Origin of the sequence: Paracoccus jeotgali, from assembly GCF_002865605.1 — a bacterium.
In the GTDB taxonomy this organism is placed as follows: domain Bacteria; phylum Pseudomonadota; class Alphaproteobacteria; order Rhodobacterales; family Rhodobacteraceae; genus Paracoccus; species Paracoccus jeotgali.
In genome coordinates this window covers 234,375-259,819 of the sequence record NZ_CP025583.1, presented here as the reverse complement: position 1 = coordinate 259,819, position 25,445 = coordinate 234,375, and the positions used below count along the sequence as shown (strand labels likewise).

Genomic DNA, 25,445 nt, shown 5'->3' with positions numbered 1-25,445 from the left:
CCCGGCAGCGATGCGCGCGCCGGGCCGTTTGCCGTTCACGGGCGACGAAAGGAAATGCGATGACGGATGAGTTCCAGCCGGTCTATGCCATCGGCGATATCCACGGCCATCTGGACGCGCTGCGCCATGTCCATGACCTGATCTCGCAGGATGGCGGTGCGGGCGCGCGGGTGGTGCATCTGGGCGATCTGATCGACCGCGGGCCGGACTCGCGCGGCGTCATCGACTATCTGATGGAGGGTCAGGCGCAGGGACGCGACTGGCAGGTGATCAAGGGCAATCATGACAACAAGCTGCCGCGTTTCATCGAGGACCCGGAATGGATCGATCCCGGCTCGACCAGCGGGCTGACCTGGACCGGGGACGAGCGAAACGGGGCCGAGGCGACCTTTGCGTCCTATGGCATTGCGGGGGCGCTAGAGATGCCGCTGGCCGAGCTGCATCGGCGGGCGGTGCGCGCCATCCCGCGCGCGCATGTCGACTGGCTGGACCGGCTGCGGCCGTGGCTGCTGCATCCGGGCGGGTTTCTGTTCGTCCATGCCGGGGTCCGGCCGGGGGTGGATCTGTCGGCGCAATCGCCGACCGATCTGATGTGGATCCGCAAGCCCTTTCTCGAGTCGAGGCAGGATCACGGCGCGCTGGTCGTGCATGGTCACACCGCGCTGCGGCGGGCGGCGCTGTATCCGAACCGGCTGAACCTTGACAGCGGGGCGGGTTATGGGCGGCCGGCCTCGGTCGCGCGGCTGGACGCCAGCGGGGTCTGGCTGCTGGGGTCCGACGGGCCGCAGCGCATGACGACCGAGCGCGCGGGATGAGGCGCGGCCTGCCTGTCGCGCTGGCGATCATCGCGGCGGCGGCGGTCATCCTGCTGCTGATGGGGCGGGTGCCGATCTGCGAATGTGGCAGCGTCAAGCTGTGGCATGGGCAGAAGCTGAGCAGCGAGAACTCGCAGCATCTGACGGACTGGTACACGCCCTCGCATCTGCTGCATGGGCTGGTGCTGTATGCGCTGCTGTGGCTGGTCGCCCGGCGGCTGCCGCTGTCGGCGCGGCTGGTGATCGCGACGCTGATCGAGGCGGCGTGGGAGATCGTCGAGAACCTCGACGCGGTCATCGAGCGTTATCGCGCGGTGACGATCTCGCTGGACTATTACGGCGACAGCGTGATCAATTCGGTCGCGGACATGCTGGCGATGCTGCTGGGTTTCTGGCTGGCGCGGGTGCTGCCGGTCTGGGCATCGGTGCTGATCTTCGTGCTGGCCGAGGCGGCGACGATCTGGCTGATCCGCGACGGGCTGCTGCTGAACGTGCTGATGCTGCTCTGGCCGGTCGAATTCATCCGCGACTGGCAGGCGGCGCTGTGAAAGGAAAGAAGATGCGGGCAATGATACTGGGTCTGGCGCTGCTGCTGCCGGCAGGGGCGGCGAGTGCCGAGCAGGTGGCCAAGATCGGCGTCGACTGGGTCGGCAATGACATCGTGGTCGAATCGATCCACGACCCCAAGGTCGAGGGCGTGACCTGCCACCTCGCCTATTTCTCACGCTCGGTTCTGGACCGGCTGAGCCAGGGCAACTGGTTCGAGGACCCCTCGAACAGCGCCATCGAATGCACGCAGACCGGGCCGATCCGGCTGGGCGATATCCGCAAGGGCCGCAATGGCGAGGATGTGTTCAACGCCAGCCGCTCGCTGCTGTTCAAGTCGCTGCGGGTCAAGCGGATCTGGGATGAAGAGAATCAGGTGCTGATCTATCTGGCCCACGCGAATGAGCTGACCGAGGGCTCGGCCAAGATGTCTATCTCGACCGTTCCGGTGCTGTTGCAGGAACCGGCTGCCGAATAGCCCGCGCCCCGCGACGCTTGCGGGGCCGGTCGAGGCCGGGGATCACGGCCAGGAAGGTCCGCCACATGATCCAGAAATCCAGCCAGGGCGAGGCGACGCGGCGATAGACCAGCTCGATCCGCAGCTTGGTCGGCAGGCAGCGGGCGTAATAGGCGCGGTCGGTCTCGGCCGCGGTGCTGCAATTGGCGAGGATGCGGTCCTCGTGCCGGTGATAGATCAGCGTCGCAAGGCCGGTGACGCCGGGCTTGATCTGCAGCACGGACGCATACAGCGCGGGGAACCGCTCGACATATTCCGGCAGCGGCGGGCGCGGGCCGACAAAGCTCATATCGCCGGCGATGATGTTGAAAAGCTGGGGCAATTCGTCCAGCCGCGTGCGGCGCAGAAAGCGGCCAAGCGGCGTGATGCGCCAGTGCTTGTGCGCCCCGGTCGCGCCGCCATCGTCATCGTCGCAGACCATGGTGCGGAACTTGTATTGCCGAAAGGGCCGCCCCGGCGCGCGCATCCGCTCGCCCGAATAGATCAGCGGCCGGCCCTGTGCGATCAGCAGGCACAGCGCCACCACCGCCATCGGCAGCAGCAGCACCGCCAGCAGGACCACGGCCAGCACCAGATCGACCGCCCGCTTGCAATGGCGGCGATAGAAGCTGTCCTTGACCGGGGCAGAGTGCAGATGCCAGATTTCAGGCTTGGAAAGGGCGGTGCGGCTGGCCAGGGCCGGCCCGTGATCGACGTAGTCCCAGTTCTGGTGCAGCGTCACGGACATGGCCCCCATGGAAACGAGCTTGGCGAAATTCGGCTAGGATCAACCAGTGTAGATAAAAGAAATGCTCTCTAATGGTTAACGGATTAACATAAACCTGCGCAGGTTTGAACCGGCAGATCGCCGGCTGCGCGGGCTGGTTGCCGGAAAGCCACAAATCGGGCAGATTATACGCGGCTTCCCGCCGAAAAGGACTGACAGATGCGGAAATTCCTGGTCATTCTGGACGAGTCGCCCGAATGCCGCAATGCCATGCGCTTTGCCGCGATGCGGGCGTCGCGCTCGCAGGGCGAGGTGGTGGTGCTGTCGATCATCGCCCCCGACGCCATCCAGCACGGCATCGGCGTGGCCGAGTTGATGCGGCAAGAGGCCGAGGACCGGATCACCTCGCAATATCAGATCTTTGCTCGCTGGATGCGCGACACCCAGGGCATCGACCCGGAACTGGTGATCCGCGAGGGAGAGCCGGTGGCACAACTGCTCGCCCATCTGGAAGGCGACAAGGACATCGGCGTGCTGGTGCTGGGGGCCGCCACCGGTAAGGCCGGGCCGGGACCGATCGTCACACGTCTGCTGCGCGATCTGGGGGCGCTCTCCTGCGCCATCACCCTGATTCCCGGCGATATGTCGCGCGAGAGGCTGGAAGCGATCTCGTGACGCGGCCGGGATGGGCGGTTCCGCCGGGGTCTTGGCCCCCTGCCCCGGCTTGACCGAACCCCCTCTGCAGCCCATATGAGACAGCAAAGGAGCGCCCGATGTTCATTCAGACAGAAACCACCCCGAACCCCGCCACCCTGAAATTCCTGCCCGGCCAGAACGTGCTGGACAGCGGCACTGCCGATTTCACCGATGCCGAAGCCGCCGCCGCCTCGCCGCTGGCACAGCGGGTCTTTGGCGTGAAGGGTGTGACCGGCGTGTTCCTCGGCTCGGATTTCGTCACCGTGACCAAGGCTGACGAGATCGAGTGGGACCACATCAAGCCCGCCATCCTCGGCGCGATCATGGAGCATTACCAGTCCGGCGCGCCCGTCATGCAGGGCAGCGCGCAGGCCTCGGGCCATGCCGAACACACCGGTGAGGATCAGGAGATCGTCAGCCAGATCAAGGAACTGCTGGACACCCGCGTGCGTCCGGCGGTGGCTCAGGACGGCGGCGACATCACCTTCCACGGCTTCGAGAAGGGCGTCGTCTATCTGCACATGCAGGGCGCCTGCGCCGGCTGCCCGTCCTCGACCATGACCCTGAAAATGGGGATCGAGAACCTGCTGCGCCACTATATCCCCGAGGTGACCGAGGTCCGGCCCCTTGCCTGACAGCGACGCGCAGCCGGGTCAGGACGCATCGCGCCTGACCCTCGGCTTTGACACATCGGCCGCGCATTGCGCGGCCGCTTTGCTCTGCGGCGAGCGGTTGTTGGGTTCGGTGCAGGAAGACATGGCAAAAGGTCAGGCCGAGCGGCTGATGCCCTTGCTGCAGGAGTTGCTGGCCGATTGCGACGCGACATGGCGCGATCTGGCGCTGATCGGGGTCGGGACCGGGCCGGGGAATTTCACCGGCATCCGCATCTCGGTCGCGGCGGCGCGTGGGCTGGCGCTGTCGCTGGGTATCCCCGCCATCGGCGTCAGCGCGACCGAGGCGCTGGCATGGGGCCTGCCCCGGCCCTGCCGGATCGTCATTCCGGGGCGGCGTGATCTGGCGATCTGGCAGGATTTTCACGCCGACGACGCGCAGGACATCACCCCGCAGCAATCGCCGCTGGATGCGCTGCCGCCCGGTCCGCCCGTGGCCGCGCCCGAGGTTAGGATCGCCGAAGGAATTGCCCGCATCGCCCGCGCTCGCGCCATGACCGGCCAATCGCTGCCCCGCCCCGCGCCGATCTATTTGCGTTCCGCCGATGCCGCGCCGGCGCGGGATCGCGGGCCGGTCATACTGCCGTGACGCCGGACGACCTTGCCCGGATCCATGCCGCATGTTTCACCCGCCCGCGCCCATGGTCGGCGGCAGAGTTCGGGGCGCTGCTGCATGACCCGTCGGTCTTTCTGCTGACCCAGCCAGACGCCTTCCTGCTGGGCCGTATCGTGCTGCATGAGGCCGAACTACTGACCCTCGCCACCGCCCCCGCCGCCCGCCGTCAGGGCCACGCGCGGGCGCTGCTGCAGCGATTTACCGACACCGCAAGCCAACGCGGCGCCGTCTGGGGGTTTCTGGAGGTGGCGGCGGACAACCAACCCGCGCAGGCGCTTTACCACGGCGACGGCTGGCAGCAGGCGGGCGTCAGGCCGGGCTATTACGCGCCCGGCATCGACGCGCTGATCCTGCGAAAGGCGCTGTAGCCGACCCTAGCGACAGGGCCGGCCATGCTGGTCAGGTCAACTGGCCGTGGCAGTGCTTGAACTTCTTGCCAGAGCCGCAGGGGCAAGGGTCGTTGCGCGAGGGGTTGCCCCAGCTTGCCGGGTCGTTTTCGTCAAAGCCGGTCGCCTGCGCCGTCACGCTGGCCCCGTCGGGTGCCGCGCCATCGGCGTCGTCGTGGCGGGTGCTCATCTGGCTTTGCTGCTGTGCCTGCTGCTGCTGATACTGGCGCAGCATCTGCTCGCGCTCTTCCTCGGTCAGCGGGCGGATGCGGCCAAGCTGCTGGGTGACGTCGGCGCGCAGGCTGTCCAGCATCGTCTCGAACAGCTGGAACGCCTCGGTCTTGTATTCCGACAGCGGGTCGCGCTGCGCATAGCCGCGGAAGCCCACGACCGAGCGCAGATGTTCCAGCGTCAGCAGGTGGTCGCGCCATTTCTGGTCGATGGCCTGCAGCAGGATCTGCTTTTCGATCTGGCGCATGGTCTCGGCGCCGAAACCGGCCTCTTTCTCGGCCATATAGGCATCGGTCGCGGCGATCAGGCGCTCGCGCACCGCCGCCTGATCGACGCCGTCCTCGGCCGCCCATTCGGGGATCGGCAGGTTCATGTTCAGCTTTTCGGCCACGGCCTTTTGCAGTTCGGCCGTGTCCCATTGCTCGGCATAGGCGCGGGGCGGCATGTATTGATCGACCAGATCGTCGATGACCTGATGGCGCATGTCCTGCGCGATCTCGCCCACCTCGTCGCTGTCCATGATCTCGCGCCGCTGGCTGAACACCGCCTTGCGCTGATCGTTCATCACATCGTCGAATTTCAGCAACTGCTTGCGGATGTCGAAGTTGCGGCCCTCGACCTTGGCCTGGGCGCGTTCCAGCGACTTGTTCACCCAGGGGTGCACGATCGCCTCGCCATCCTTCATGCCCAGACGCGACAGCACCGCATCCAGCCTTTCGCTGCCGAAGATCCGCATCAGATCGTCTTCCAGCGACAGGAAGAACAGCGAGCGGCCGGGGTCGCCCTGCCGGCCCGAGCGGCCGCGCAGCTGGTTGTCGATGCGCCGGCTTTCATGGCGCTCGGTGGCCAGAACGAACAACCCGCCGGCTTCCAGAACCGCCTGCTTGTCGGCGGCGTGCTCGGCCTCGATGCGGGCGCGCAGCTCGTCGGGGTTGGCCTCGGGATCGGCGGCGAGCGCCTGCATCACCTTGATTTCGACGTTGCCGCCCAGCTGGATGTCGGTCCCGCGACCGGCCATGTTGGTGGCGATGGTGACCGCGCCGGGCTTGCCGGCCTCGGCCACGATATAGGCTTCCTGCTCGTGCTGGCGGGCGTTCAGCACGTTATGCGGGATGCCGGCCTGATCCAGCATCTGCGACAGCATTTCCGATTTCTCGATGCTGGTGGTGCCGACAAGGATCGGCTGGCCCTTGGCATGGGACTCGCGGATGGCCTCGAGCACGGCGGCGTATTTCTCGTCCCCGGTGCGATAGACGCGGTCATGTTCGTCGACGCGGGCGATGGGGCGGTTGGTCGGCACCTCGACCACACCGAGGCTGTAGATGTCGGCGAACTCCTCGGCCTCGGTCGCGGCGGTGCCGGTCATGCCGGACAGCTTGTCGTAAAGCCGGAAATAGTTCTGGAAGGTGACGCTGGCGAGGGTCACGTTCTCGGGCTGGATCGGCACGCCCTCTTTCGCCTCGATGGCCTGATGCAGACCGTCCGACAGGCGGCGGCCCTTCATCATACGGCCGGTGAACTCGTCGATCAGGACGATCTCGTTATCCTTGACGATATAGTTCTGGTCGCGGTGGAACAGCTTGTGCGCCCGCAGCGCCTGGTTGGCATGGTGGACGATGGTGGTCGATTCGGGGTCATACAGCGTCTGGCCGGGCGGCAGGACGCCGGCCTCGGACAGCAGGCGTTCAATATGCTCGTTGCCTTCCTCGGTGAAGGTGGCGTTGCGGCTTTTCTCGTCCAGATTGAAGTCGGCATCGTTCAGCCGGGGGATGAACTGGTCCAGCGTCACATACAGCTCGCTGCGGTCCTGCGACGGACCCGAGATGATCAGCGGCGTCCGCGCCTCGTCGATCAGGATGCTGTCGACCTCGTCCACGATGGCGTAGAAATGGTCGCGCTGGACCATCTGATCGACCGAGGATTTCATGTTGTCGCGCAGATAGTCGAAGCCCAGCTCGTTATTCGTCGCATAGGTCACATCGGCGCGGTAAGCCTGCCGCTTTTCGCCGTCTTCCTGGAACGGATAGACGACGCCGGTGGTCATGCCGAGCTGCGAGAACACCTTGCTCATCCATTCGGCGTCACGCTTGGCCAGATAGTCGTTCACCGTGACGATATGGACGCCCTTGCCCGCCAGCGCGTTCAGATAGGCCGGGAAGGTGGCGACCAGGGTCTTGCCCTCGCCGGTCTTCATCTCGGCGATATTGCCCTGATGCAGGAAGATCCCGCCCATCAGCTGCGTGTCGAAGGCCCGCAGCCCAAGCGCGCGGCGCGCCGCCTCGCGGCAGTTGGCAAACGCCTCGACCAGCAGCGCATCCAGGCTTTCGCCGCCCTGCGCCCGGGCCTGCAGCGCGCGGGTAAAGTCGATCAGCTCCTGATCCGAGCGGGCCTTGACCTCTGCTTCCAGCGCGTTGATCTGCGCCACCAGAGGACGGGCGGACTTTATCTTGCGGTCGTTGGGGGTGCCAAAGACCTTCTTCGCCAAATTGCCTAGACCCAGCATCATCACTCCGGTCGTCATGTTTCGGGAAAGACTGGGGCGCGTGGCCCTTGCCCGGACCGTCCGTCCTGCCGTATCTACGGGCAAAGGAAAAAACGGCGCGGGCGCGCCTTTTCGGTTGCGCCGGATGTAGGCCCGCGTCCCAGCAGTGTCAACGCTTTGCCCCCTTTCACACGCCATCGGGGGGCCGCATATCAAGGAAAACCCATGCTTCTACGCACCGCCCTTGCCACCTTCCTCGCCAGCGCGATCGCGCTTCCGCTGGCCGCGCAGGACGCCGACACCGTGATCGCCAAGGTCAACGACACCGAAATCACGCTGGGTCATATGGCGGCGATGAAGCTGGGCCTGCCGCCGGAAATGGCGCAGATCCCCTCGGCCGAGCTGTGGGATCTGATGCTGGACCAGATGATCCGGCAGGCCGCCATGGCCGAACAGGGCGAGGCCACGATGACCCCCCGCGACGAGGCCGCGTTGACCATCGACCGCCGCGCCTATCTGGCCGGCGCCGCCATCGAGCGGCTGGCCGATTTCGAACCCACGGATGAGGAGATTCAGGCCGCCTATGAAAAGGCCTTCCCGGCCGACGCGCCGGTGACGGAATATGACGCCGACCACATCCTGCTGCAGACCGAAGAGGCCGCCAAGGCGGTGATCGAAGAGCTGAAGGGCGGCGCCGACTTCGCCAAGCTGGCCGAGGAACGCTCGGTCGATACGGCGTCGGGGCTGAATGGCGGCGATCTGGGCTGGTTCACCCGCGACCGCATGGTGGCGGAATTCGGCGACGCGGTGGCCGAGATGGAAAAGGGCAGCGTCTCGTCCGAGCCGGTGCAGTCGCAGTTCGGCTGGCATGTCATCAAGCTGAATGACAGCCGCGTGCAGGAACCGCCCGCCCTCGCCGATGTGCGCGAGCCGCTGATCCAGCAGATCCGCCGCGACAAGGTCGAGGCCGAAATCGAAAAGATTACCAAAGCCGCCAAGATCGAGCGGACCGAAGGCATCGACCCGACCCTGCTGGACCGTGACATTCTGGGGCAGGACAGCAACTGATGCCGCGCGATCCCGAGGACATCGCCGCCCGCAAGGCGGCCAAGCAGGCTGAAAAACAGGCCGAGAAAGAGGCCGCCCGCCTCGCCCGCAAGGCCGCCCGGAAAGAGGCCAACCAGGCCGCCCGCGCCGCCGACTCGGGTGGCGCAGGCGTGACCGGGGCCGACAAGCCCGGCAAGGCCGAGAAGACGGCGGGGAAAGACGCCGAAAAGCTGACGCAGAAGGGTGAGAAGCAGCCCGGTAAAGGCAAGGGCGACAAGCAACCGGACAAGAACAAGGGCGCAGCGATGCCGGCGGGCGGCAAGCCGGGTAAGGACAAGCAAGGCGCCAAGCAAGCCGGGAAAAAGCCCGGCGACAAGGGCGCGGACAAGCAGCCCGCCAGCGACACGCTGCCCGGCTCGGCGCGGATCGCGCAGGCCATCGCCGCCCGTCCCGCTGCCCAGAAGCAAGAGGCCATCGTCTCGCCCCTCGCCCCCGCCGCCTTCCCCGACCTGCCGGTGATCGCGGGGGTCGAATTCGCCACCGCCGAAGCCGGCATCAAATACAAAGGCCGCACCGACGTGATGCTGGCCCGCCTCGCCCCCGGCACCTCGATTGCGGGCGTGTTCACCCGCTCATCGACGCGGGCAGCCAGCATTCTGGACTGTCAGGCCAAGCTCGCCGGGCGGCAGGACCAGACGCAGGGCGCGGCGATCATCGTGAACTCGGGCAACGCCAACGCCTTTACCGGCAAGCACGGGCAGGACGCGGTCAGCCGCGTCACCGGCGCCGTGGCCGAGGCGCTGCGCATCCCGGCCGAGCGGGTGTTCTCCTCCTCGACCGGCGTCATCGGCGAACCGCTGCCGGTGGCCCGCATCACCGACGTGATCGACCGCACCGTCGCCGCGCTGGATCAGGGCGGCATCGCCGAGGCCGCGCGCGCGATCATGACCACCGACACCTTCGCCAAGGGCGCCTCGGCCGAGATCGAGACCGACAAGGGTCCGATCCACATCGCCGGCATCGCCAAGGGCTCGGGCATGATCGCGCCGGACATGGCGACGATGCTGGTCTATATCTTCACCGACGCCCGCATTGCGGCAGAGCAGTTGCAGGCCATGCTGTCGCAAGAGGTCGAGGACAGCTTCAACGCGATCACGGTGGACAGCGACACCTCGACCTCGGACGCGGTGATCCTGGCCGCGACCGGCCGCTCGCCCGCGCCCGAGATCCGCGACGCCGACAGCGGGCTTGGCCGCAAGTTCCAGGCGGCGCTGCGCGGCGTGATGCTGGATCTGGCGCAGCAGGTGGTCAAGGATGGCGAGGGCGCGACGAAATTCGTCGAGATCCGCGTCACCGGCGCCACCAGCCGCGCGGATGCCCACAAGGTCGCGATGGCGATCGCGAACTCGCCGCTGGTCAAGACCGCCATCGCGGGCGAGGACGCGAATTGGGGCCGCGTGGTCATGGCAGTCGGCAAGTCCGGCGCCACGGCGGACCGGGACCGGCTGACCATCCGTTTCGGCGACATGGTGCTGGCCGAGAACGGCTGGCGCGCGCCGGGCTATGACGAGGCCGCCGCCAGCGCCTATATGAAGCGCGATCACCTGCTGCTGTCGGTCGATCTGGGTCTGGGCGAGGCAAGCCGGACGGTCTGGACCTGCGATCTGACCCATCGCTACATCGACATCAACGCCGATTACCGGTCGTGATCCGGGCCGGGGCCGCGTCTTGCGCCAGCCCCGGCAGACAGGTTCCGCAGGCGGACAGGGCTGCAGACAGACAGGAAACAGGATGACGCTGCGAATGGTTCTGGTGTCGGCGGTGCTGCTGATCGACGCCGACGGGCGGGTGCTGCTGGCCCAACGCCCCGAGGGCAAGCCCATGGCCGGCCTGTGGGAGTTTCCCGGCGGCAAGGTCGAGCCGGGCGAGACGCCCGAGGCGGCGCTGATCCGCGAGATGCACGAGGAACTGGGCATCGACACCCACGCCTCATGCCTCGCGCCGCTGACCTTTGCCAGCCACAGCTATGACAGCTTTCACCTGCTGATGCCGCTGTTCGCCTGCCGCCGCTGGAAAGGCATCGTCCAGCCGCGCGAGGGCCAGCGCCTGGCGTGGGTGCGCGCCCGCGACCTGCGCAATTACGAGATGCCCCCGGCGGATGTCCCGCTGATCCCGATGATCCAGGATTGGTTGTAGGGGTCTGAGGGCTGCCAGAGGAGACTCGGCTGACCCGCGACGTCGCTTTCTGCACCGCCAGCACCCCTGCCAAGCCCTCGGCGGCGGCGCGCGACGCCTCGGCCTAATCCGTTGCGGTATCGTCAGGTGGTGCGTCGGCTGCCGGCGTGGTCTGCAACGCCTGCAGCTTTGCGATGTCCTCGGCGGTCGCTTGGGCCGCCTCGGCCTCGATGCGGCGGAAGCGGGCGAGAACCTCGGTGCCGGTCGCGGTCAGGGTGGCCCCGCCGCCGCCGGCCCCGCCGCGTTCGGACAGGACCAGAGGCTGCGCGAACATGGCGTTCATACCGGTCACCAGCGACCAGGCACGCTTGTAGCTCATCCCCATCTGCCGCCCGGCCTCGGAGATCGAGCCGGTCCGCCCGATCAGTTCCAGCAGATCGGCCTTGCCCGGCCCCAGCCACAGCCCCGGCGCCAGCCACAGCCGAAGCTGCATACGCGGATAGCGCTGAGGATGGTGCAAAGGCGGGTGCGACATGGCGAAACCTTGCCGCGAAAGCGCTGCGGTGACAAGCGAGGTAAAGGGCGTTGCGGGGCACGGGTGGGTGCGGTGCCAAACTGCGGCGATCAGGTTGCGGTCGTCGTTGCGGGACCGCCCGAGCTGCGGCCATCGGAGCGGTTCCCGTTTTATCCGGCGCCGTCAGGTGCAGTTCTTCTATGTCGCTAGATCCTCCCAAACGGCGCAAGTGGAAGCGCCAGATGGTTGGGATAGACAGCAGCGAGACTGCTTAACAACCCTCGCCAATGCTTTCATGAAACGGCGGCAGATGCCCTGCCGCCGCCCGCCCGGCCGCGCGAACCCTCTCCGCCTCCCCCGCCGCGTCAGTCGTAGCGGCGGCGGTCCTCGATCACCACGCCGTCATTGGGCAGCGAGCCGGGAGCGAGCACCTCGACGCGGCCTTTCAGCTTCAGCGCCTCGACCACCGAGGCGTCGTATTCGGCCACCGCCTCGCGCGGGCTTTCGATCTGGACCGTCATCGCGTCCATGTCGCCGTCGCGGTCGGCGATGACGCGGGCGCGGGCAATTTCGGGGTGGCGCGCGACAAGCGCCGCGACCTGTTCGGGGCGCACGAACATGCCCTTGATCTTGGTCGTCTGGTCGGCCCGGCCCAGCCATCCCTTGATCCGCATGTTGGTGCGGCCGCAGGGCGAGACGCCGGGCATCACCGCCGACAGATCGCCGGTGGCGAAGCGCACCAGCGGATAGTCCGGGTTCAGCGTCGTCACCAGCACCTCGCCCACCTCGCCATCGGGCAGCGGATCGCCGGTGCCGGGCCGCACGATCTCGACGATGACGCCTTCATCGACGATCATCCCCTCCATCGCGTCGGATTCGTAGGCGATATTGCCCAGATCGGCGGTGGCATAGCATTGCCGGGTCTGGATGCCACGATCGGCATAATGCTGACGCAGCGCCGGGAACAGCGCACCGCCGCCCACCACCGCGCTGCGGAAGGACAGTGTCTCACCCATCTCGTCGGCGCGGTCGAGGATCACCTTGAGATAGTCGGGCGTCCCGGCATAGGCGGTGCAGCCGATATCGGCGGCGGCGCGGACCTGCAGATCGGTCTGGCCGGTGCCGGCGGGCAGCACGGCGGCATCGACGGCGCGGGCGGCGCTGTCGAACATCATCCCCGCCGGCGTCAGGTGATAGCCGAAGCAGTTCTGCACGATATCGCCCCGGCCGATGCCGGCGGCGTGCAGGAATCGCCCCAGCCGCCAGAAATCCCCGGCATGGCGGCCCGGTTCATAGATCGGGCCGGGGGACTGGAAGATGTGGTCGAACTCGGCCGCCAGCCGGGTCGCGAAGCCGCCAAAGGGCGGGTTCTTGCGCTGCGCCTCGGTCAGGTCGGCCTTGCGGATCACCGGCAGCGCGGCCAGGGCAGCGCGGTCGCGGATGGTCGCCGGGTCGACCTCGCGCAGCAGCCGCGCCAGGGCGGGCGCGGTGCGCGCGCGGCCGATGGCAGCGGGCAGGGTCTCGGCCAGATCGGCGGCGCGCTGTTCCGCGTCGCGGGTTTCCAGCTCATCGAAATAGTCGACCATGGCGTTATTCCTTGCGTGTCGGGTGAAGTCGGGGGCCGGGTGCGGTCACGCCAGCCAGCGTTTGCGCCGTCGGTAGGATCGCACGTCGCGGAAGCTCTTGCGGCCTTCGTCGGACATGCCGAGGTAGAACTCTTTCACGTCCGGGTTCTCGCGCAGCGCCTGCGCGGTGCCGTCCATGACCACCCGGCCGTTTTCAAGGATATAACCGTAATGGGCAAAGCGCAGCGCCACGTTGGTGTTCTGCTCGGCCAGCAGGAAGGTCACGCCCTCGCCCTCGTTCACGGCCTTGACGATCTCGAAGATCTGCTCGACCAGTTGCGGGGCAAGGCCCATGCTGGGTTCGTCCAGCAGGATGGTCTCGGGCCGGCTCATCAGCGCGCGGCCCATCGCCACCATCTGCTGTTCCCCGCCCGAGGTATAGCCCGCCTGGCTGCGGCGGCGTTCGCGCAGGCGCGGGAAATAGTTGTAGACCATCTCGAGATCCTGCCGGATCGCGGCGCTGCCGTCGCTGCGGGTATAGGCGCCGGTCAGCAGGTTTTCCTCGACCGTCAGATGCTCGAAACAGCGCCGCCCCTCCATCACCTGAATGACGCCCTTGCGGACCAGCGAGGCGGGGTCGAGCGAGGCCACCCGCTGCCCGCGATAGGTGATCGAGCCTTTCGTCACCTCGCCCCGTTCCGAGGCCAGCAGGTTCGAGATCGCCTTCAGCGTCGTGGTCTTGCCCGCCCCGTTGCCGCCCAGAAGCGCCGTGATCCGGCCCTTGGGCACCGCGAGGCTGACGCCTTTCAGGACCAGAATGACGTGATTGTAGATCACCTCGATGTTGTTCACTTCCAGAAGGTTGTCTTCGGTCGCTACGGTGTCCGTCATGGCGGCCCCCTGTCAGGCAAAATCCCCGGCGACCCGATGGGCCGCCGGGGTCTGGATCAGTTGCAGTCGCGCGGGGTGATGCCGGCTTCCTTGGCATAGGCCTCGGAATCCTCGGCGATCAGCGGGTTCAGGATGTCCTGATCAGGTTCGGTGAACTCGGTGATCAGGTTCCATTTCTTGGCATTGGCGTCCCATTGCTGGACGCGCGCCATGCCGCTGCCGCCGTGGTTGGCGCAGGTCATCTCGATCTCGGGGCCGAAATCGGGCAGGCCCAGCTCGGCCAGCCGCTCGGGCGTGATCTCGAGCGCCTCGAAGCCCTCGCGCAGCTGCTCGCCGTTGATCTTCGAGGTGCCGGCCAGTTCCTGCGCCTTGGCGATCGCCTCGGCAATGACCAGCGAGGCATACATGCCGCGCGAATACAGCACGCTGCCGACATGCTGGCCGCCCTGCGACGCCTTGCCCGGCTCGATCACGTATTTCTGCATGTCCTCATACAGCGGATAATCCGTGCCGACGCCGTGGAAGGCCAGCGATTTGTAGCCGTCGGCCTTGGCCCCGATGGGCAGCACGTCGATGTCCGAGCCGGACCACCAGATGCCGATGAAGTTCTCCATCGGGAAGTTGATGTTGGCGGCTTCCTGAATGGCGGCCTGGTTCATCACCCCCCAGCCATACATGATGACGTGGTCGGGCTTGTCGCGGCGGATCTGCAGCCATTGCGATTTCTGTTCCTGACCGGGCGCGTCGACGGGCAGTTCGATCAGGGTGAAGCCGTGCTTTTCGGCCAGATCCTGCAGGGTGCGGATCGGTTCCTTGCCATAGGCCGAGTTGTGATAGACGAGCGCGATCTTCTTGCCTTCAAGGCTGCCGCCATTGACGTCCAGCAGATGCTTGACCGCGACCGAGGCGCCGTCCCAATAGTTCGCGGGCGCGTTGAACACCCATTCGAACACCTTGCCGTTCTTGGCCGAGGTGCGGCCATAGCCGGGGGTGTACAGCACCTTCTTGTCGACGCCGACTTTGGGGATCAGCTGATAGGTGATGCCGGTCGACAGCGGGTTATAGACCAGCCCCTCGGCCTTGGTGGCCTCGTAGCACTCGACCCCCTTTTCGGTGTTATAGGCGGTCTCGCATTCCGGCACCTGGATCCGCTCACCGCCGATGCCGCCGTCGCGTTCGTTCAGCAGAGTGAAGTAATCGTTGAAGCCGTCGGCATATTGCGTGCCGTTCGCGCCGTAGGCGCCGGTCCGATAGCTGAGGTTGGGGACCACCAGATCGGCCAGAGCCGGTGCCGCGACCATCATGCCGGCCGCCGCCAGTGCGGCAAGTTTCGTTTTCATTCCGTGTTTCCTCCCAGTTTTATTGCGATGTGGACCGGCGGGCCCGGTTCTTGCTGTTAATGCGGGAACGGCCAGAGCCGCAGTTTTTCCTTGGCCAGCAGCCAAAGCCGGGCAAGTCCATGCGGCTCGACGATCAGAAAGAAGATGATCAAGGCGCCCACGATCATCAGCTCGATATAGGCGGCCAGATCGGTGGGCCAGCCAAGCGCGCCGACCAGCACGTTTTTCAGCAGCACCGGCAGCAGGACCAGGAAGGCCGCGCCGGCGAAGCTGCCGAAGATGCTGCCCAGTCCGCCGATGATGACCATGAACAGGACCAGGAAGGACTTGTTGATGCCGAAGGCCTCGGTCACCTCGGCCGCGCCCAGATAGACCGCGAACAGCAGCGCCCCGGCGATGCCGACAAAGAACGAGCTGATGCCGAAGGCGGTCATCTTTGCGTTCAGGGGGTTCACGCCGATGATCTCGGCCGCGATGTCCATGTCACGGATCGCCATCCATTTGCGCCCCACCATGCCCCGCGTCAGGTTCCGCGCCACCCAGGCTGAGAAGATCACGAAGGCAAGGCAGATCAGATATTTCGCCGCGGGCGAGGCCGCCGGTCCGGTGACCGCCCAGCCCAGCACCGTGCGCGTCGGCGCGTTGATCTGGCCCGAGGCCGAATAGTTGTAGAACCACGGCACCTTGTTGAACAGCCAGACCAGGAAGAACTGCGCGGCCAGCGTGGCGACCGCCAGGTAGAAGCCCTTGATCCGCAGGCTGGGCAGGCCGAAGGCGATGCCGACCAGCGCGGTGATGCCCCCCGCCAGCAGGATGTGGATGACGACGCTGACCTCTGGGAAAGAGGTCATCAGCTTGTAGACCGCATAGGCCCCGACCGCCATGAAGCCGCCGGTGCCCAGGCTGACCTGCCCGGCATAGCCGGTCAGGATGTTCAGCCCGATGGCCGCGATGGCATAGATCAGGAAGGGCAGCAGCACCGCGCTGGCCCAGTAATCGTTGATGACGAAGGGCACCACCAGCACCGCCACCGCAAGGATGACATAATAGCCGATGCGGTCCAGACGGATGGGAAAGGTCTGGCTGTCGTCGCGATAGGTGGTCTTGAAATCGCCGGCTTCGCGGTAGAACATCCTCAGCCCTCCTGCGGGATCGCGGCCATCGCCGCTTGGTCAAGTGAGTGCCGGTCGCGCGGCGAATGGGGTGTGCGGGTCATGGTCACACCCGCTCGATGATGCGTTCGCCGAACAGGCCCTGCGGACGGAACACCAGGAAGACCAGCGCCAGAACATAGGCGAACCAGTTCTCGGTCGCGCCGATGGTAAAGCCGAACCAGCTTCCGGCGAGGTCGGGGCTGGACATCACGAACTCGAACAGTTTCTCGCCGACGCCGATGATCAGCCCGCCGACGATGGCGCCGGGGATCGAGGTGAAGCCGCCCAGCATCAGCACCGGCAGCGCCTTCAGCGCGATCAGCGACAGGCTGAACTGGACGCCCGATTTGGTGCCCCACATGATGCCCGCGACCAGCGCCACGAAGCCCGCGATGGACCACACCATGATCCAGATGAAGCGCAGCGAGATGCCCACCGACAGCGCCGCCTGATGGTCGTCGGCCACCGCCCGCATGGCGCGGCCCTGCTTGGTGTATTGCGAGAAGGCCACCAGCGCCGCCACCAGCGCGGTCGCGATCAGCGCCGCCCAGATGTCCAGCCGGTCGATGAAGAAGCCATAGCCGAACCAGCTGTCGGTCACCCGCTCGATCGAGTCGCTGATGCCCTGCGGCAGCCCCACGTCGAGGTTCTTGACGTCGGCGCCCCACATCACGTCGCCCAGACCTTCCAGGAAATAGGCCAGCCCGATGGTGGCCATGAACAGGATGATCGGCTCTTGCCCGACCAGATGCTGCAAGACCAGCTTTTCGATCAGGATCGCCAGCAGCACCATGACACCGGCGGTCAGCACGATCGCCAGCAGCGCCGGCACCGTCCAGCCGAAGCGGTCAAGCTGGGTGCCGAAGACCGCGTTCAGCAGATGCGCGAAGGGCACCTGCCCCTGCATGATCCCCACCAGCGTCAGCCCGGCGAACAGCGCCAGCACGCCCTGGGCATAGTTGAACACGCCCGACGCCTTGAAGATCAGCACGAAGCCAAGCGCGACCAGCGCATACATGACGCCGGTCATCAGCCCGTTCACGATCACCTCGGCGGCGTAGAAAAGCTGGTCCATCAGACGATCCCCCTGGGGCTGGGCGCGGGCAGCGCGTTGCGGTGGGCGCGGTCAGTCATGGGCCACCCCCAGATAGGCGTCGATCACGTCCTGATTGTTGCGGACCTCGTCCGGGGTGCCGTCGCCGATCTTGCGGCCGTAATCCATCACCACCACCCGGTCGGACAGGTCCATGACCACGCCCATGTCATGTTCGATCAGCACGATGGTCGTGCCGAATTCGTCGTTCACGTCGAGGATGAAGCGCGACATGTCCTCTTTTTCCTCGACGTTCATCCCGGCCATCGGCTCGTCCAGCAGCAGGATCTGCGGCTCGGCCGCCAGCGCGCGGGCCAGTTCGACCCGCTTTTTCAGCCCGTAAGGCAGGCGGCCGACCGGGGTCTTGCGGATGTTCTGGATTTCCAGAAAGTCGATGATCTTTTCGACCTGGGCGCGGTTGGCGATCTCCTCGCGCTCGGCCCCGCCCCACCACAGGGCCTGCGACAGCAGCCCCGCCTTCATCATGTTCAGACGCCCGGTCATGATGTTGTCCAGAACCGACATGCCGTCGAACAGCGCGATGTTCTGGAAGGTCCGGGCGATGCCCAGACGCGCCACCTGATAGGGGCGCATCGGGCCGCGGCGATAGCCCTTGAACCAGACCTCGCCCTCTTGCGGGTTGTAGAAGCCGGAAATCACGTTCAGCATCGAGGATTTGCCGGCGCCGTTCGGGCCGATGATGGCGCGGATCTCGCCGTGGCGGACGTCAAAGCTGATGTCCTTGATCGCCACCACGCCGCCGAAGCGCAGGGTGATGTTGCGCAGATCCATCACCACGCCGCCAATCTGGCGGCCATCCGCGGTGACATGGCCCTGGGTCTCGTCCAGCATCGTCAGCCCCCTGTCCTTGCAGCCCAAATGCGCGGCGCGACGGTTCCTGCCGCTGCCGCCCTGCCCGCCCGCCGGCTCATTCCGCCGCCATCGCGACGGGCGCGCCGGGCTGGATTTCGGCATCCTCGATCTTCAGCCGGGCGCGGATCAGACCCTTGCGCCCGTCCTCATAGGTCACCTGCGTTTCCGTCTGCACATGGTCCGAGCCGTCGTAAAGCGCGGTCGCCAGATCGGCGAATTTCTCGCTGATGACGGCGCGGCGGACCTTGCGGGTGCGCGTCATCTCGCCATCATCGGGGTCGAGTTCCTTGTGCAGCACCAGAAAGCGTCGGATCTGGCAGCCCGACAGCATCGGATCGACCGCGATCGAGCGGTTCGCCTCTTCGACATGGGCCTTGATCGCCGCATAGACGCGCGGATGCCCGGCCAGTTCCTGATACGAGGCATAGGCGATGTTGTTGCGCTCGGCCCAGTTCCCAACCGCGCCCAGGTCGATATTGATCATCGCGGTGCAATAGTCGCGGCCATTGCCCAGCACCACGGCTTCGAGAATGTTGGGATAGAATTTCAGCTTGTTCTCGACATATTTCGGCGCGAACAGGCTGCCATCGGCCATGCGCCCGACATCCTTGGCGCGGTCGATGATGCGCAGCTGCCCGGTCGCATCATCGAAGAACCCGGCATCCCCGGTCGCGACCCAGCCCTCGGCATCCTTGGTCGAGGCGGTGCTTTCGGCGTTCTTGTAATACTCAACAAAGGTGCCGGGGCTGCGATAGAAGACCTCGCCCGATTCCGCGATGCGGATCTCGACCCCCGGCGACGGCACGCCCACGGTGTCGGCGCGCACCCCGCCATCGGGCTGCTGGGTGATAAAGACGGACGCCTCGGTCTGGCCGTAAAGCTGTTTAAGGTTGATCCCCAGCGAGCGGTAGAAATCAAAGATCTCCGGCCCGATGGCCTCGCCCGCGGTATAGCCGACGCGGATGCGCGAATAGCCCAGCGTGTTTTTCAGCGGACCATAGATCAGCACCTTGCCCAGCCCGTAGGCCAGACGATCCCCCAGCCCGACCGGCTGCCCGTCAAGCAGCGACGGACCCACGCGCTGGGCCACGCCCATCAAGTGATGGAACAGCCAGCGCTTGAAGCGGCCGGCATCCTCCATCCGGATCATGACATTGGTCAGTTGCCCCTCGAACACGCGCGGCGGGGCAAAGAAATAGGTCGGCCCGATCTCGCGCAGGTCGGTCATCATGGTGTCGGCGCTTTCCGGGCAGTTCACCGTGAACCCGGCCCAGGTCGCCTGCCCCATGGAAAAGATGAAGTCGCCCACCCAGGCGATCGGCAGATAGGCCAGCACCTCGTCGCGGTGGTTCAGATCGTCGAAATCGCAGGTATTGCGGGCAGTTTCGATGATGTTGCGGTTCGACAGCACCACCCCCTTGGGCTTGCCCGTCGTCCCCGAGGTATACAGCATGACGCAGATGCTGTCGTAATCCAGCGCCGCGATGCGCGCGTCCAGTTCCGGGCCCAGCCGCCGCTCGGCGGTGCGCCCCTCGGCCTGCACATCGGCCAGCGCGTTCATGCGGCTGTGGTCGTATTTCCGCATCCCGCGGCGGTCGGTATAGATGATCTGCTCGATATTCGGGGCTTGCGGCTGCACCTCGAGCACCTTGTCCACCTGTTCCTGGTCGCCGCAGACGACAAAGCGCGCGCCGCTATGGCCCAGCACATAGGCCATCTCTTCCGCGACCGCGTCCTGATACAGCGGCACCGGCACCGCCCCGCACATCTGCGCGGCGATCATCGACCAGTAATGCGCGGGCCTGTTGCGCCCGATCACCGCGACATGGTCGCCGGGCGCAAGGCCCAGATTCAGCATCCCCAGCGCCAGCGCCCGGATCTCGGCCGCGGCCTCGGCCCAGGTCCAGCTTTGCCAGATGCCGAATTCCTTTTCGCGATAGGCAGGCCGGCGGGCCAGACGTTGGGCGTTGCGCGCCACCAGCCCGGGGATGGATTGCGGATGCCCCAAAGCGGTCTTGTCGGCGTCGTCCATGGCGTCTGCCCCCCTTCCCCTGTCCGTCGCGGCCCTGTCGGCCGCGCACCCGCTTCTCTGCCTCCCCAGACACAAAGCGGATGGGCTTAACCTTCCCGCTGAGTATTGCGGCAGTTTGTCGGCAACCTAACGAATTGTTACACAGCTTGCGAAGCCCGACGGGATGGCTAACCATCGGCAGAGCGCAAGGAAATTCGGGATGATGGACAGCACCTCGCGGGCCGATCTGATGCAGTCGGGGCTGAACCTGATCGCGCAGGCGCTGTCGCTGTTCGACGCCGATCTGCGGCTGGCGGTGGCGAACCGGCAGTTTCAGGCCATGTTCGACCTGCCCGAGAACCTGACCCGCCCCGGCGCCTTCTTCGAGGATATCGTCCGGTTTCTGGTCCTGCGCGGCGAATATGGCCCGCAAAGCGATCCCGACGAGGCCGTGCGTATCCGGGTCGAGCAGGCCCGCACCTTTCAGCCGCATTATCTGGAACGCCAGCGCGCCGATGGCCGCTGGATCTCGGTCGAGGGCGCGCCGCTGTCGCAGGGTGGCTGGGTCACGGTCTATACCGACATCACCGAAACCAAGCGGCAGGAAAGCCTGCTGCGGTCGCATTCGCAGGTGCTTTCGACGCAGGTGCTGGAAAACTCGGAACGGCTGGCGGCGGCCAATCGCAAGCTGGAGGCCACCATTGCCGCCCTGCAAGAGGCCAAGCGCATCGTGACCGAGACACAGGCCCGGACCCGGCAGGTGACGGAGATGGTGCCCGCGCATATCGCCCATCTCGACCGCGACGGGCGCTATGTGTTTTCGAACCGGCAGTTGCCGCGCATCTTTCCCGGCACCCGCGCCGATATTCTGGGGCTGACCGCCCAGCAGGTGTTGGACCCGCAGACCTATGACAAGCTGAAACCCCATCTCGACCGCGCCTTTGCCGGGCGCAATCAGGTGTTCGAGGTCACCCACAGCGATTCGGGGCGGCGGGTCCGCATCTCGCTGACGCCCGACCGGGGCGGGAACGGGGTGTTCGTGCTGTCCACCGATGTCACCGCCGAGGTCGAGGTCCGCGAGGCGCTGACCCATGCCTCGCGCCGGGAGCTTGCGGCCAAGATCACCTCGGGGCTGGCGCATGATTTCGGCAATCTGCTGACGGTGATCCTGGGGCTGCAGGACCGGCTGTCGCGCGCCGATCTGCCGGCCGAGGCCAGCGCCGACGTCGCGGCGACGCTGGCCGCCGCGCGGCGCGGCGTGCAATTGCTGGAACGGATCGGGCAGATCGCGCAGCCGCACGGCACCGCGCGCCAGCCCGTCAGGCTGGCCCCGCTGCTGCAGGATCTGGTGGCCATGGCGCGGCCGTCACTGGGGCCGGACGTCACCCTGGCGCTGCGGACCGATCTGCCGGACCGGCCGCTGATGCTCGATCCCGGACAGATACAGGATTCGCTGCTGAACCTTGTCCTGAACGCCCGCGACGCGCTGAAGGGGCGCGGCGGGGCGATCCGGCTGTCGGCCCGCGCCAACCCGCCCTGGCTCGATCTCGAGGTGACCGATACCGGCGACGGCTTCACGCCCGAGGCGCTGGCCCGCGCAACCGAGCCGTTCTTTACCACCAAGCAGGGTCAGGGATCGGGGCTCGGGCTGGCGATGGTCTTTGATCAGGCCCGGCTGGCGGGCGGCACGCTGCAACTGTCGAACCTGCCCGGCGCGCCCGGCGCCGCCACCCCCGGCGGGGCGCTGGCGCGGCTGCGGCTGCCCCTGCGCCCGGTCGATCCGCAGATGATCCTGCTGGCCGAGGATGACGACAACCTGCGCCGCGTGCTGCGCCAGATGCTGACCGGCAGCGGCCATTCCGTGATCGAGGCCGGGTCACTGGCCGAGGCGCAGAACCTTGCCGATCTGCCGGGGCTGACGTTGCTTCTGTCCGACATGCAATTGGGCGACGGTCTGGGCACCCAGCTTGCGGCCAAGGACCGGCCGCCGCTGATCCTGATGACCGCCCTGCCCCCCGGCGACCCGCTGCGCGAGACGGTGGCGGGACCGGTCCTGACCAAGCCCTTTGGCGCGGCGGATTTCGCCGATCTCGTGACGCAGGTGATCCATGGCTGACCCGCCCCTTATCGCGATTCTGGAAGACGAGGCCGCGATCCGCCGGATCATGGCTGAAACGCTGGAAAACGCGGGCTTCCGCACCCTGTCCTTTGCCCGCGCGACCGAATTCGAGGCCGCGCTGCGCCAGATCACCCCCGACGCCTGTCTGGTCGATCTGGGCCTGCCAGACCGCGACGGGCTGGCGCTGGTCCACCGGCTGGCGACCGAATCCGGGGCGGCGATCATCATCGTCTCGGGCCGGGCGCAGGTGCAGGACCGCGTGACGGGGCTGGAACTGGGCGCCGATGACTACATCATCAAACCCTTCGAGCCGGCCGAGCTGATCGCGCGCATCCGCGCCCGCCTGCGCCGCCCCGCCGCCAGCACCCGCGGCGACCAGCGGGCCCGCGCCCGCTTTGCCGGCTGGATAGCCGATTTCGACAGCTATGTGCTGACCGCGCCCGACGGCACCGAAACCCCGATGAGCCATGCCGAGGCCGAGGTGCTGCGGATGTTCCTGGACCAGCCGCGCCGGCTGATCTCGCGTGCGCAGATGCTTGAGATCTTGGGCGGGCGGGGGGCGAAAGTTTCGACCGGGCGATGGATGTCCGCATCTCGCGCCTGCGCTCGAAGCTGGGCGAGGACCCGAAAAACCCGCAGCTGATCAAGACGATCTATGGCGCGGGTTACATCTTTCTGCCTGACATTTCGTGGGTCTAGGGGGCGGGATCGCCGCCCCCTGCGCTGTCAGGGCTCGCCGTGCCAGCCGCTGATGGCCTTGGAGTCCATGAACTCCTCAATCCCCCAGATGCCGCCCTCGCGGGCGCGGCCCGACCGGCCGATGCCGCCGAAAAAGCTGCCCGGCGCGCGGCTCTGGCCGTTCATCTCGACCATCCCCGAGCGGAGCTGTCGCGCAAGGCGGTTGCGGCGCTCGCCGTCCTGGGTCTGGACATAGTTGGTCAAACCGTAACGGGTGTCGTTGGCGATCCGCACCGCGTCCTCTTCATCCTCGAAGGGGATGATCGACAAGACCGGGCCAAAGATTTCCTCTTGCGCGATGGTCATGTCGTTGCTGACATCGGCAAAGACCGTCGGCCGGACGAAATAGCCGCGGTTGACGCCTTCGGGCAGGCCGGTGCCGCCGGCGACCAGCCGCGCGCCCTCGTCGATGCCCTTCTGGATCAGGTCCTGGATCTTTTCCCATTGCTGCTTCGACACGACCGGGCCGATGTGACGCCCGGCCTCGTGCGCGCTGGCGACGGCGGTCTTTTCGGCGACCTCCTTGGCGGTGTCGACGGCCTTGTCATAGATGTCGCGCTGCACCAGCATCCGGGTCGGCGCGTTGCAGCTTTGCCCCGAATTATAGAAGCAATGCCGCGCCCCGCGCACCACCGCCTTTTCATCGGCATCGGCAAAGATCAGGTTCGCACCCTTGCCGCCCAGTTCCAGCGCCACCTTTTTCAGCCCGTCCGCCGCCGCGCGCGAGATCTGGATGCCGGCGCGGGTCGAGCCGGTAAAGCTGATCATCTCGACATCGGGATGCACGGTCAGCTGCGTGCCCACGCCCTGCCCGTCGCCGTTGACAAGGTTGAAAACCCCCGGCGGCAGCCCGGCCTCGTCCAGCACCTCGGCAAAGACCATGGACGACAGCGGCGCGATTTCTGACGGCTTCAGGATCATCGTGTCACCCGCCAGCAGCGCCGGAATGACCTTCAGCGTCACCTGGTTCATCGGCCAGTTCCACGGCGTGATCAGGGCCACCACCCCGATCGGCTCCCACGAGATGACGGTCTGGGCGTCCGCTGGCCCGTGGCGGCGGACGAATTCGAACTCGCCAAAGGCGTCGATGAAGTTCTGGATGTGAGAGCTGCCCGATTCGACCTGATCGCGGATCGACATGTCGGCCGGGGCGCCCATCTCATGCGTGATCGCCCAGGCGATGTCCTCGGCCCGGCGCTTGTAGATGTCCAGGATCTTGCGCACATATTCCAGCCGCTGCTCGGGCGGGGTGTGCGACCAGCCGGGAAAGGCGCGCTTGGCGGCGGCGACGGCGGCATCGGTATCGGCCTGCCCGCCCAGCGAGATGACCGCGACCGGCTCTTCGGTCGACGGGTCGATGACCTTAAGATCATCTGCGGCGGCGGGGGCGACCCATTTGCCGTCGATGTAGAATTGGCGCTTGTCCAACAGTTCTGCCATGGGGAAACCTCCATTCATTGACCGAATGGTCGCATTTACTCTGGCGGCCTGCAAGCGGGGTTGCAGGGTCCGCCGCGCCGAGGTTTGCCCTTGGAAAGCCGCGATTAGCGCCTATGTTTCGGCTGAATGATTCAGAAAAGGAGCTTCCATGGGCCTTCGCATCAACGAAACCGCACCCGACTTCACCGCCGACTCGACCGAGGGTGAGATCCGCTTCCACGAATGGATGGGCGACAGCTACGCCATCCTGTTCTCGCATCCGCGCGACTTCACCCCGGTCTGCACGACCGAGTTCGGCGCCGTCGCGCAGCTGGTGCCGGAATTCGAAAAGCGCAACACCAAGGTTCTGGGCGTGTCCGTCGATTCGGTCGATGACCACGTCAAATGGAAGCGCGACATCGAGACCGTCGCGGGGACGCCGGCGAATTTTGCGATCATCGACGACACCTCGCTGAACGTGTCCAAGGCCTATGACATGCTGCCGGCGGATTTCTATCTGCCCGACGCCGACCGCACGCCGGCCCATTCGGCCACCGTCCGCACCGTGTTCATCATCGGCCCGGACAAGAAGGTGCGCCTGACCATGTCCTATCCGATGTCGGTGGGCCGCAACTTCGCCGAGATCGTTCGCGCGCTGGATGCCGTGCAAGCCACCGATGGCGAGCCCATCGCGACGCCCGCCAACTGGGTGCCGGGTCAGGACGTGATCGTGGCGCTGTCGCTTGACGACGAGCAGGCCGAGGCGAAATACGGCAAGCTGGACAAGCAGCTGCCCTATCTGCGCTATGCCAAGCAGCCCGAGCAGGCCTGATCCCTTTC

At 66.3% G+C, this 25,445-nt stretch carries 23 protein-coding genes and 1 pseudogene; 13 read left to right on the top strand and 11 right to left on the bottom strand.

Annotated features, from left to right (window positions below; genetic code table 11):
• The first annotated feature begins 59 nt into the window (after positions 1-59).
• Genes CYR75_RS01335 through CYR75_RS01325 form a run of 3 tightly spaced genes read left to right on the top strand, consistent with a single transcriptional unit; the run spans position 60 to position 1,839 of the window.
• On the top strand, positions 60-815 hold the full coding sequence (locus tag CYR75_RS01335; protein ID WP_101498495.1) for a metallophosphoesterase: 756 nt from the start codon (positions 60-62) through the stop codon (positions 813-815).
• Positions 812-1,363 (top strand): DUF2585 family protein, encoded by a 552-nt coding sequence (locus CYR75_RS01330; RefSeq protein ID WP_101498494.1) that lies wholly within the window; start codon positions 812-814, stop codon positions 1,361-1,363. Before CYR75_RS01335 ends, CYR75_RS01330 begins: the two co-directional genes overlap by 4 nt.
• Positions 1,364-1,383: 20 nt before the next feature.
• Positions 1,384-1,839, top strand: coding sequence for a CreA family protein (locus CYR75_RS01325; protein WP_101498493.1), 456 nt, complete (start codon positions 1,384-1,386; stop codon positions 1,837-1,839).
• On the opposite strand, the gene CYR75_RS01320 is transcribed toward CYR75_RS01325, so the two are convergent.
• A complete protein-coding gene (locus CYR75_RS01320; protein WP_101500802.1) occupies positions 1,793-2,605 on the bottom strand; it encodes a sugar transferase in 813 nt (270 codons plus the stop codon). The two genes, CYR75_RS01325 and CYR75_RS01320, sit on opposite strands and share 47 nt — an antisense overlap.
• Before the next feature lie 198 nt (positions 2,606-2,803).
• Here CYR75_RS01320 and CYR75_RS01315 point away from each other — a divergent pair, with 198 nt between their 5' ends.
• The 4 genes from CYR75_RS01315 (at position 2,804) to CYR75_RS01300 (ending at position 4,935) form a co-directional block, all read left to right on the top strand.
• Positions 2,804-3,259 (top strand): universal stress protein, encoded by a 456-nt coding sequence (locus CYR75_RS01315; RefSeq protein WP_101498492.1) that lies wholly within the window; start codon positions 2,804-2,806, stop codon positions 3,257-3,259.
• 98 nt (positions 3,260-3,357) lie between these two features.
• On the top strand, positions 3,358-3,915 hold the full coding sequence (locus CYR75_RS01310) for a NifU family protein (RefSeq protein ID WP_101498491.1): 558 nt from the start codon (positions 3,358-3,360) through the stop codon (positions 3,913-3,915).
• Positions 3,908-4,540 carry a tRNA (adenosine(37)-N6)-threonylcarbamoyltransferase complex dimerization subunit type 1 TsaB gene (tsaB, locus tag CYR75_RS01305; protein WP_404825357.1) on the top strand — a complete coding sequence of 211 codons (633 nt, stop codon included), beginning with the start codon at positions 3,908-3,910 and terminating at the stop codon, positions 4,538-4,540. The genes CYR75_RS01310 and tsaB overlap by 8 nt, the downstream gene beginning before the upstream one ends.
• Complete coding sequence (locus tag CYR75_RS01300; protein ID WP_101498490.1) at positions 4,537-4,935, top strand: GNAT family N-acetyltransferase; 399 nt, start codon at positions 4,537-4,539, stop codon at positions 4,933-4,935. Before tsaB ends, CYR75_RS01300 begins: the two co-directional genes overlap by 4 nt.
• Before the next feature lie 31 nt (positions 4,936-4,966).
• Here the strand turns inward: CYR75_RS01300 and secA are convergent, their stop codons facing one another.
• Positions 4,967-7,687: a preprotein translocase subunit SecA gene (secA, locus tag CYR75_RS01295; protein WP_101500800.1), complete on the bottom strand. Its 2,721-nt coding sequence runs from the start codon at positions 7,685-7,687 to the stop codon at positions 4,967-4,969.
• 204 nt (positions 7,688-7,891) lie between these two features.
• Here secA and CYR75_RS01290 point away from each other — a divergent pair, with 204 nt between their 5' ends.
• The 3 genes from CYR75_RS01290 to CYR75_RS01280 all read left to right on the top strand — a co-directional run bounded on the left by CYR75_RS01290 (position 7,892) and on the right by CYR75_RS01280 (position 10,909).
• Positions 7,892-8,734 carry a peptidylprolyl isomerase gene (locus CYR75_RS01290; RefSeq protein WP_101498489.1) on the top strand — a complete coding sequence of 281 codons (843 nt, stop codon included), beginning with the start codon at positions 7,892-7,894 and terminating at the stop codon, positions 8,732-8,734.
• 404 nt (positions 8,735-9,138) lie between these two features.
• The gene (gene argJ / locus CYR75_RS01285; protein ID WP_225972901.1) at positions 9,139-10,422 is read left to right on the top strand and encodes a bifunctional glutamate N-acetyltransferase/amino-acid acetyltransferase ArgJ; all 1,284 of its coding nucleotides are present in this window, start codon (positions 9,139-9,141) and stop codon (positions 10,420-10,422) included.
• Positions 10,423-10,510: 88 nt separating this feature from the next.
• Complete coding sequence (locus CYR75_RS01280; RefSeq protein ID WP_101500798.1) at positions 10,511-10,909, top strand: (deoxy)nucleoside triphosphate pyrophosphohydrolase; 399 nt, start codon at positions 10,511-10,513, stop codon at positions 10,907-10,909.
• Positions 10,910-11,012: 103 nt separating this feature from the next.
• Here CYR75_RS01280 and CYR75_RS01275 read toward each other — a convergent pair whose 3' ends face one another.
• From CYR75_RS01275 to CYR75_RS01240, 8 genes are all read right to left on the bottom strand, one after another.
• Positions 11,013-11,423 carry a winged helix-turn-helix domain-containing protein gene (locus CYR75_RS01275; RefSeq protein WP_101498488.1) on the bottom strand — a complete coding sequence of 137 codons (411 nt, stop codon included), beginning with the start codon at positions 11,421-11,423 and terminating at the stop codon, positions 11,013-11,015.
• A 344-nt stretch (positions 11,424-11,767) separates the two neighbouring features.
• Positions 11,768-12,988, bottom strand: coding sequence for a phenylacetate--CoA ligase family protein (locus CYR75_RS01270; RefSeq protein WP_101498487.1), 1,221 nt, complete (start codon positions 12,986-12,988; stop codon positions 11,768-11,770).
• A 45-nt stretch (positions 12,989-13,033) separates the two neighbouring features.
• Positions 13,034-13,858 (bottom strand): ABC transporter ATP-binding protein, encoded by an 825-nt coding sequence (locus CYR75_RS01265; RefSeq protein WP_101498486.1) that lies wholly within the window; start codon positions 13,856-13,858, stop codon positions 13,034-13,036.
• Between the two features lie 56 nt (positions 13,859-13,914).
• Positions 13,915-15,198: an ABC transporter substrate-binding protein gene (locus CYR75_RS01260; RefSeq protein WP_101498485.1), complete on the bottom strand. Its 1,284-nt coding sequence runs from the start codon at positions 15,196-15,198 to the stop codon at positions 13,915-13,917.
• Positions 15,199-15,254: 56 nt separating this feature from the next.
• Complete coding sequence (locus tag CYR75_RS01255) at positions 15,255-16,331, bottom strand: branched-chain amino acid ABC transporter permease (RefSeq protein ID WP_101498484.1); 1,077 nt, start codon at positions 16,329-16,331, stop codon at positions 15,255-15,257.
• Between the two features lie 85 nt (positions 16,332-16,416).
• The gene (locus CYR75_RS01250; RefSeq protein ID WP_225972900.1) at positions 16,417-17,430 is read right to left on the bottom strand and encodes a branched-chain amino acid ABC transporter permease; all 1,014 of its coding nucleotides are present in this window, start codon (positions 17,428-17,430) and stop codon (positions 16,417-16,419) included.
• A 48-nt stretch (positions 17,431-17,478) separates the two neighbouring features.
• Positions 17,479-18,297 (bottom strand): ABC transporter ATP-binding protein, encoded by an 819-nt coding sequence (locus CYR75_RS01245; RefSeq protein ID WP_101500797.1) that lies wholly within the window; start codon positions 18,295-18,297, stop codon positions 17,479-17,481.
• Positions 18,298-18,373: 76 nt separating this feature from the next.
• Entirely contained in the window at positions 18,374-20,350 is a 1,977-nt protein-coding gene (locus CYR75_RS01240) for an AMP-binding protein (RefSeq protein WP_101498482.1), read from the bottom strand.
• Positions 20,351-20,552: 202 nt separating this feature from the next.
• On the opposite strand from CYR75_RS01240, the gene CYR75_RS01235 reads away from it, so the two are divergent.
• Together CYR75_RS01235 and CYR75_RS01230 are read left to right on the top strand one after the other, a co-directional pair.
• On the top strand, positions 20,553-22,445 hold the full coding sequence (locus tag CYR75_RS01235; RefSeq protein WP_101500796.1) for a PAS-domain containing protein: 1,893 nt from the start codon (positions 20,553-20,555) through the stop codon (positions 22,443-22,445).
• Positions 22,438-23,147, top strand: a pseudogene (locus CYR75_RS01230) (response regulator transcription factor). Before CYR75_RS01235 ends, CYR75_RS01230 begins: the two are co-directional and overlap by 8 nt.
• Before the next feature lie 27 nt (positions 23,148-23,174).
• Here CYR75_RS01230 and CYR75_RS01225 read toward each other — a convergent pair.
• Entirely contained in the window at positions 23,175-24,617 is a 1,443-nt protein-coding gene (locus CYR75_RS01225; protein ID WP_192876697.1) for an aldehyde dehydrogenase family protein, read from the bottom strand.
• 157 nt (positions 24,618-24,774) lie between these two features.
• On the opposite strand from CYR75_RS01225, the gene CYR75_RS01220 reads away from it, so the two are divergent.
• Entirely contained in the window at positions 24,775-25,437 is a 663-nt protein-coding gene (locus CYR75_RS01220) for a peroxiredoxin (RefSeq protein ID WP_101498480.1), read from the top strand.
• The last annotated feature ends 8 nt before the right edge of the window (positions 25,438-25,445 follow it).

Bases quoted from the DNA above. Each gene is read 5' to 3' on its own strand.
- CYR75_RS01335 (WP_101498495.1), top strand. From the start codon at position 60: ATGACGGATGAGTTCCAGCCGGTCTATGCCATCGGCGATATCCACGGC.
- CYR75_RS01330 (WP_101498494.1), top strand. From the start codon at position 812: ATGAGGCGCGGCCTGCCTGTCGCGCTGGCGATCATCGCGGCGGCGGCG.
- CYR75_RS01325 (WP_101498493.1), top strand. From the start codon at position 1,384: ATGATACTGGGTCTGGCGCTGCTGCTGCCGGCAGGGGCGGCGAGTGCC.
- CYR75_RS01320 (WP_101500802.1), bottom strand. From the start codon at position 2,605: ATGTCCGTGACGCTGCACCAGAACTGGGACTACGTCGATCACGGGCCG.
- CYR75_RS01315 (WP_101498492.1), top strand. From the start codon at position 2,804: ATGCGGAAATTCCTGGTCATTCTGGACGAGTCGCCCGAATGCCGCAAT.
- CYR75_RS01310 (WP_101498491.1), top strand. From the start codon at position 3,358: ATGTTCATTCAGACAGAAACCACCCCGAACCCCGCCACCCTGAAATTC.
- secA (WP_101500800.1), bottom strand. From the start codon at position 7,687: ATGCTGGGTCTAGGCAATTTGGCGAAGAAGGTCTTTGGCACCCCCAAC.
- CYR75_RS01290 (WP_101498489.1), top strand. From the start codon at position 7,892: ATGCTTCTACGCACCGCCCTTGCCACCTTCCTCGCCAGCGCGATCGCG.
- CYR75_RS01275 (WP_101498488.1), bottom strand. From the start codon at position 11,423: ATGTCGCACCCGCCTTTGCACCATCCTCAGCGCTATCCGCGTATGCAG.
- CYR75_RS01270 (WP_101498487.1), bottom strand. From the start codon at position 12,988: ATGGTCGACTATTTCGATGAGCTGGAAACCCGCGACGCGGAACAGCGC.
- CYR75_RS01265 (WP_101498486.1), bottom strand. From the start codon at position 13,858: ATGACGGACACCGTAGCGACCGAAGACAACCTTCTGGAAGTGAACAAC.
- CYR75_RS01260 (WP_101498485.1), bottom strand. From the start codon at position 15,198: ATGAAAACGAAACTTGCCGCACTGGCGGCGGCCGGCATGATGGTCGCG.
- CYR75_RS01255 (WP_101498484.1), bottom strand. From the start codon at position 16,331: ATGTTCTACCGCGAAGCCGGCGATTTCAAGACCACCTATCGCGACGAC.
- CYR75_RS01245 (WP_101500797.1), bottom strand. From the start codon at position 18,297: ATGCTGGACGAGACCCAGGGCCATGTCACCGCGGATGGCCGCCAGATT.
- CYR75_RS01240 (WP_101498482.1), bottom strand. From the start codon at position 20,350: ATGGACGACGCCGACAAGACCGCTTTGGGGCATCCGCAATCCATCCCC.
- CYR75_RS01235 (WP_101500796.1), top strand. From the start codon at position 20,553: ATGGACAGCACCTCGCGGGCCGATCTGATGCAGTCGGGGCTGAACCTG.
- CYR75_RS01220 (WP_101498480.1), top strand. From the start codon at position 24,775: ATGGGCCTTCGCATCAACGAAACCGCACCCGACTTCACCGCCGACTCG.